A 6,629-nucleotide genomic window follows, 5' to 3' on the forward strand; every position below is an offset into this window, starting at 1 on the left:
ATCAGCCCTTTATGGCGTGAATATCCAGCGCGGCCACCACCGGATGCGTGGCCGGATCCAGCCGCGTCCATTCCGCCAGTGAGCCGTCATAGAGCTTCGAGGGCTCTCCCAGCATTTCCGAGCGCACAAACCAGCCCAGGGAAGCCCTGTGGCCGGTGTTGCAGAAATGAATGGCCGCCCCCGGCTTCACGCCCAGCAGCTCATGCAGGCGCGCGGCCTGTGCCCGGGTCAGGAGCTTGCCCTTGTGGGCCAGCCAGTCTTCCGGCACGTTGATCGCGCCGGGAATGGTGCCATAGCGCTTCACCGAGCCGGACTTGAACACGCCCTTGTGCTGCCCCACCGGGCGGTTGTCGATCAGCTGCACCGCCTTCGTCTTCAACGCTTCTTCCACATCCGCCGCCTTGGCCAGCCAGGCTTCGGTGTAACGGGGTTCAAAGCGCTTGGCCTGTGGCTTGCGGCTGCCCTTTTCCAGCGGAAAGCCCTTCGCCGCCATCCAGCCGCGCATGCCGCCGGCAAGCATGGAGACGGCCTTATGTCCCATCGTCTTCAGCGACCAGTACACGCGCGTGGCCATGCCCACATCACCGGAGGAAAAGCCTGCCGGCACCACGATCACATGATCCTCGTTGCCAATGCCCAGCGCGCCGATCATCGCCGCCAGCTTCTCCGGTGGCAGCATCACACCCGGCACGCCGTTGATTTCCGTGCGCCAGTCGTCATAGGCGGTGAAAACCGCGCCCGGAATATGTCCCCGCGCATAGAATCGCGGCGAGGTCACATCGAGAATCACAATCCCCGGCTTGTCCAGACGCGCTTTCAGCCACTCCCGGCTCACCAGCGGCGCAACCGCGCTCTCGCCCGTCTTCGCCGCAACGGAGCGCACGCCGCCAACGCCCATGATCATCGCCAGCGCCGCCGCACCGCTCAACCATTCCCTGCGCGTGATGCCCTGCATGCTGACGCCCTCCCTTCTGGCATGGCTTTCCCTCGATAAGATAGGCAGCAGCCCCCCACTCTCACAAGGGGAGCACACCATTTCGTGATGCACTCAGGAAAGCCCGCAGGCAAGGCGTTTGCTCAGACTGTAATCCGAAACACCGCCTTCAACGCGCCAAAAAACAGGCAGGGAAAAGATGGAATGGAACGGATGAGAATCAGCCTTCAGCGCCGAAAGCGCAGCCGGGGCGTGCCGTCCTTTTTATAGAGCCCCTCAAACCAGCGGCCATTGCGATAAACACGGCCGCATTTGTAGCGCCCCTTCGTCCAGACCTTGAAGGAAACACAAAGGGCGTTGCCCTTGACCGTCCAGCGCCCTTCATCAAACCGGTTATCGGAAACCGCGCGCAAGGTGCCATTGGGCTCAATCTTCACCTTGGCCTTGTGCCCTTTCCAGATCGCCACATAAACCCCGCGCAAGTTTTTCAGCGTCGCGGCGGAAACCGGCGCGCCTTTCGCATGGGCCGAAACCGAAAGATGCGCAATGAAAACAAAGTTCAGGCCGGCCAGCAGAAAGACCAGGAGAAACGCCCGGAAAACGCCTCTGCTTGTGTCTTTAAACCATGAGCGATGAAACGGGCTGGAAAGTCTGACGATCATGCGGATACGGCTCGCTTCGCTTGATCAGGTCCCCCATTCACACGTCGTCTGAATGCCAAAACATATGGGGGAAAGCGGCAATGGCGCGCCCTAGGGGAATCGAACCCCTCTTTCCAGCGTGAAAGGCTGGCGTCCTAGCCGATAGACGAAGGGCGCCCGATTGGCGAGCCCTCTATAGGGAGGTTTTGCGAAGCTGACAAGAGGGAGAATGCATCTTCTGCGCCGGAATTGGCCCAACTTCCCTCTCATTACATCCCAAAACGGCAAAGTCTCCGGGATTGGGGCTCAAAAACCCGCTCCCCGAAAGATGACGAAAAAGACCCGCCGCATGATGCGCACAAGCAGGCTTTCCGGTTCCGCCTCCACGATCACCCGCCCACGACAGGCCTGTGGACAAAGATCCGCCTTCTCCGGAAAGCCATCCATCCGCGCCCGCAGCCGCAGCGGAAACATGCCGCGCCGCAAACGAATGGCGCCCCTTTCGTCCCGTTCCGCCGCCACCGGCCCGCCATGCACCGAGGCAAGATACGCAATATCGCGTCCTTCCCGCCGCGCCGCATCAATGCGGGTCAGCACAAGCGGTACGCGCGCCCGTGTCGGATCATCGGCGATGAACCAGGCCTTCGCTCCCGGCTTGATACGGCGGACCTCGGTTTCCACAATCAGGGCTGCCGCGCGCTGCCCTGCGCCATCGGCAATGCGGGCAAGCAGCGCGCCGCGCTCAACCCATCCCCCGGGGCGCAACCCGCGCGCCACATCGCGCAACTGCCCGCTCACCGGCGCTTTCAGAACAAGCGCCGCACGCCGCTTTTCCAGCCCGGCGATTTCCGCAAGCAGCGCCGCGCGCCGCTTTTCCAGCACCGCCTTCTTCTCAAGCAGCGTGCGGCTGGCCGCCAGCCGCGCAAGCTGCACCTCAACCAGCCGCAGGCGGATGCGCGCCCGCTTCAGCGCATGCGCAAGCTCCGGCGAATGAAGCGTTGCCAGAACCGTTCCGGCCTCAACCCGCTCACCGGGCCGGATATGGATCTCATCGATGCGTGCCGCTTCCGGCGCCCGGATCTCCGCCTCCTGCCCTGCCAGCAACACCGCCGGCGCCTGCACCGTATGCCAGATCGGCAACACCAGAAAGAGCATAAGACCGGCAAGGATGAGCAAAGGGCGCAGTGGCCGCCCCTGCCGCAGAACCTCCCCGCGGCGCGACCACCAGTCCCGAACCACGCCGCCCACAGGCTTCAGCACGAAAAACCAGATTCCCACCCCCGCCAGCGGCAGGCCCAGCACCTTGGGAAAGGCGTGATAGACAAGAAGGGCAATGCCCGTGAACAGCAGCAGGCGATAGATCCACGAGGCCCAGGCATAGAGAATGAGCCCGCGCGCCAGCCGCGACGGAAACTGTTCCGGCGGCGCCTCTTTCAGCCCCAGCAGCACCTGGCGCAAATGCCACAGAGCCAGGGCGAAGGCCCGCGGCTGCAGGTTGTGCATGCTCAAGATATCGGCGAGGATATGATAGCCGTCAAAGCGCATGAAGGGGCTGGCGTTGATCGCCAGCGTCCCCACCAGCGAGGTTACCGCAACGAAATAGGCCGCCGCGCGCCCCGGCCCGTCCGGCAGAAAGGCCCATAGAAACAGGGCAACACCCGCCAGCGCCAGTTCCACCAGAATGCCCGCGGCGCTGATCAACAGCCGTTTTTTATGATCGCGCACCCGCCAGGCATCGCCGACATCGGTATAGAGCATCGGCATCATCACCAGAAACGCTACCCCCATCGTCGGCACCCGGCAGCCAAAGCGCAGCGCTGTCAGGGCATGACCCAGCTCATGCGCCGTCTTCACGAACACGAGCGCCAGCGCATGCAGCATCAGCCCTTCCGCCGTAAGAGACCGCGCGAAGGTGGCCGAAAAGACATCCCACTGCCGCAGGGTCATGAACAGACCAAAAAGCCCGATCACCAAGACAAGGAACAGCCCCGCCGGTCGCCCCAGCCACAGCACATGGGGCAAAAGCCGCTCAAGCCACCTTTGCGGCTTCACCAGCGGAATGCGGAAGAACAGGTATCCGTGCAGAATGCGCTTCCACAGCGGCTGTCTGTGCGCCTGCGCCTGCCGCACCAGCCCTTTCCAGCCGCCGCCGGCGACGGCAAGCAGGCCGTTGCTCGCCAGGAAGCGTAGCATCGCCGCCACGCCCTCTTCCGAAACATCCAGCCCGTATTCGGCCTTCAGCGCTTCGCACAACCTGAACACGCTGCCCGCCTGCCAGCAGGCCAGCGCCCGCGCCATGGTGCGAGTGATGTGAAAATAGCGGTTACGCACGGGATCGAAGATCAGCCAGCCCTTTCCGCGCGCCGCATCCCGCCCCGCCGGCATCAGGCGCAGATCCTCCCGCAGCGGCGGCAGCGGCACATCTTTTTCCGCTGCCTCGCCGAGATCATCATCCTGCGGCGTGATGCCATCCCTTGCCGCGATGTGCAGTTGCGCCGTCATCCCCGCGCCATCCCCTAGAAGCCGAAATACTGGCGCAATGCCGCAATCGGCCGCCGGAACAGATAAAAGCCAAGCGGCACCGTCTCCCCGGAAATCTGCGCCGTACCGCGAAAACCGATGCGCAAGGCCTTCTGCGCCGCATCCTTCTTTGTCTGGGCTTTCTCCCTTTCACCGGCCGCAACCGCTTCCGGCTCGAAACGTGCCATGACCCGATAGGCCAGAACGCCGCCGGCCACTTCCCGCGCGTGATAGCCGGCGTCCGTCACCCGCGCCGGTATCGCATGCAGCGGATCGGCATCGAGAAAGACACGCACCCGCGCGCCGGGACGGATGGCAATGGCATCCTTCACCGGCACGTCGATCCGAAGCGCCAATATGTGCGGATCGGCGATTTCCATGATCTTCTCGCCGGTGCTCACCGGCCGCCGCACCCACTCCCGGCGGTCGGAAAACACGGCAATCCCCGCCTGCGCCGCCCGCAGCTCCACCTTGGACAACAGCTCCTGCGCCCGCGCCTGCTCGGCCAGCGCCAGGTCCAGCTCGGCCTGCGCCTGCGCCAGCTCCGCTCGCGCCCGCGGATCGTCAAACGCCGCCTTGCGCAGGGTTTCCACCCGGCTTGCCGCCACCGCCACCTTGCGCGCCGCCAGCTCCGCATCGGCCTTCAGGCGCGTATCGTCATAAACGGCAAGCAGCGTGCCGCGCATCACCTGCGCCCCGGGATCCACCACCACCTCGCGAATAACACCGTCCATGGGCGCGGCCACCACCAGCGGATCGGCCGCCACCACCTCCGCCGGCGCCATGACCGTCATCGGCACCGGCACCAGCATCAGCAGGGCCACGAGTGTCGCAACGGCAATAAGCACCCGCGGCTTGCGCCAGAAGGCCAGCCACGCCTTTCGCGGGCTGAGCAAGGCATGCGCCTGCCCCAGCGCTTCCGCCAGGCGCATGCCGATGGCCGCATCCGCCTCCGTGAAGGGCTCCGCCCGCAACAAAAGAAGCCCGGCCCGCGGCTGTGCCCTTGCGGAAGAAGGCGTTTCCCCTTCTGTGTCATTGGCCTCTGGCCCGTCTGCCTCCGGTGCATGCGGCGGAATGAGGGGCAGCCACAAGGCCTCGCGAAAGGCCCATTCCTCCATCACCGGCCCGTCAAGCCAGGCCTCCAGCCGCCCCATGCGGGCGGACAGCCCCGCCTCCGCCGCCGCACGCCCGGCCGCGGCCTCCATCATGGCGATCAGCGGTGCCTGCCTGTCGATCACCGACAGCCCCGTGGCCGCAAGAACCCGCGCTTTTTTGCGCCCGCGCCGTCCGCCTTCGTCCAGTTCCACGAAGAAGCCCTGCACGAAGGGCAGAAGCGTCTTCAGCTCATTGACCGCGAAAATGCGCATCGCGTTGACATCCGGCAGGCGGCGGATTTCGCCCTCCAGCCGCAGCAGGCGTTCCATGCGGGCGATGCGCACCGCATCCGCCCCCGGCAATGCGTTCTGTTCCTGGTCGGAATGCTGGGACTCCGCAGGCTGTTGCCGCCTTTGCGCCCGTGCTGCCATGGTCATGGCATGCGCCTTTCCTCTCGCGCCGGATCATGCCGGTCGGCCTGCTTTCTCTTGCGCATGAAACGCACAACCCCGCCCATGCCCGGTCGCACTGAAGGCGGCAACACCGCCATCCTGCCCGTAACCTTCACCGTCTGCGAAACCGGATCCACCACCGCGCCAATGCGGGCGAGCATGCCCTCAAGCCGCAGGTTCAGGCCATCCACATCCAGCGTGAAGCGTTGCTTGAGCTTCAGCCACGCCAGCCACGCCGCCGGCACGATCACGTCCACTTCCGGCTTGTCCGTGCTCACGATTTTCAGGATCGGCTCGCCGGCGGAAGGCGTCTCATGGGGATGCTTCAGCCATTCCGCCACCAGGCCGTTCCACGGCGCACGTATGGTGCATTCCTTCACCCGCGCCCGGGCCGCTTCGGCCTCGGCCGCCGCCTTTTCCGCCTCCGCCCCGGCCACGGCGACATCCAGCCGCCCGGCCGCCATGTGCTTCAGCATCTGGCGCTTGCTGCGCGCCTTCAGCGCCGCCGCCCGGGCTTCCGCCTGCGCCGCCTTCAGCGCCGCCTTCAGGCGGTCACAGTCGAAGGCAACGAGAATGTCGCCCTTGCGAAAGGCCTCGCCCTCGCGAAAGGGCATGCGCAGTATCCGCGCCGAAAGCCCGGCCGCCAGCGCCGCACTGTGCGCGGCCCGGATCACGCCCCGCGCCTGCCCTTCCGCATCAGGATGTGCGGATGTTCCACTCTGCAGATCACGCCCGTCAGAACCGGCGGCAACGGCGGAGGTCGTGGCCATGCCAGCGGAAGCGGCAAGCGCAGGCCCCGCAAAGATCACAGAACAGATCACGCCCGTCACACACGCCAGCGCCCATCCGGCAACCCGCCGCTCTATCCGCCCTGTGCGCACAAGTCCCCTGCGCCGCACCGCAGCTTCGTCATCGGCGGCGGGGCGAACCTCATCGCCCCCCACCGCCATGCTTTGTTTCGTCATTGACTGCCTCCTTGGGATTTCG

The 6,629-nt window shown here is 65.3% G+C and carries 5 protein-coding genes and 1 tRNA gene; all 6 read right to left on the reverse strand.

Annotated features, from left to right (window positions below):
* Window position 1 precedes the first annotated feature (1 nt).
* Window positions 2–955: a sulfurtransferase gene (locus EK16_RS00055; RefSeq protein ID WP_038033325.1), complete on the reverse strand. Its 954-nt coding sequence runs from the start codon at window positions 953–955 to the stop codon at window positions 2–4.
* A 206-nt stretch (window positions 956–1,161) separates the two neighbouring features.
* A complete protein-coding gene (locus EK16_RS00060) occupies window positions 1,162–1,596 on the reverse strand; it encodes a hypothetical protein (RefSeq protein WP_038033327.1) in 435 nt (144 codons plus the stop codon).
* 81 nt (window positions 1,597–1,677) lie between these two features.
* Window positions 1,678–1,752: transfer RNA gene (locus tag EK16_RS00065), tRNA-Glu, on the reverse strand.
* A gap of 129 nt (window positions 1,753–1,881) precedes the next feature.
* On the reverse strand, window positions 1,882–4,077 hold the full coding sequence (locus tag EK16_RS00070) for an HlyD family efflux transporter periplasmic adaptor subunit (RefSeq protein ID WP_051928680.1): 2,196 nt from the start codon (window positions 4,075–4,077) through the stop codon (window positions 1,882–1,884).
* Between the two features lie 14 nt (window positions 4,078–4,091).
* Entirely contained in the window at window positions 4,092–5,627 is a 1,536-nt protein-coding gene (locus tag EK16_RS11205) for an efflux RND transporter periplasmic adaptor subunit (RefSeq protein ID WP_051928681.1), read from the reverse strand.
* The gene (locus tag EK16_RS00080) at window positions 5,624–6,607 is read right to left on the reverse strand and encodes an HlyD family efflux transporter periplasmic adaptor subunit (RefSeq protein WP_081910090.1); all 984 of its coding nucleotides are present in this window, start codon (window positions 6,605–6,607) and stop codon (window positions 5,624–5,626) included. Before EK16_RS00080 ends, EK16_RS11205 begins: the two co-directional genes overlap by 4 nt.
* Between the last annotated feature and the right edge of the window lie 22 nt (window positions 6,608–6,629).

Origin of the sequence: Thermopetrobacter sp. TC1 (genome assembly GCF_000746275.1) — a bacterium.
Classification (GTDB): domain Bacteria; phylum Pseudomonadota; class Alphaproteobacteria; order Rhizobiales; family Aestuariivirgaceae; genus Thermopetrobacter.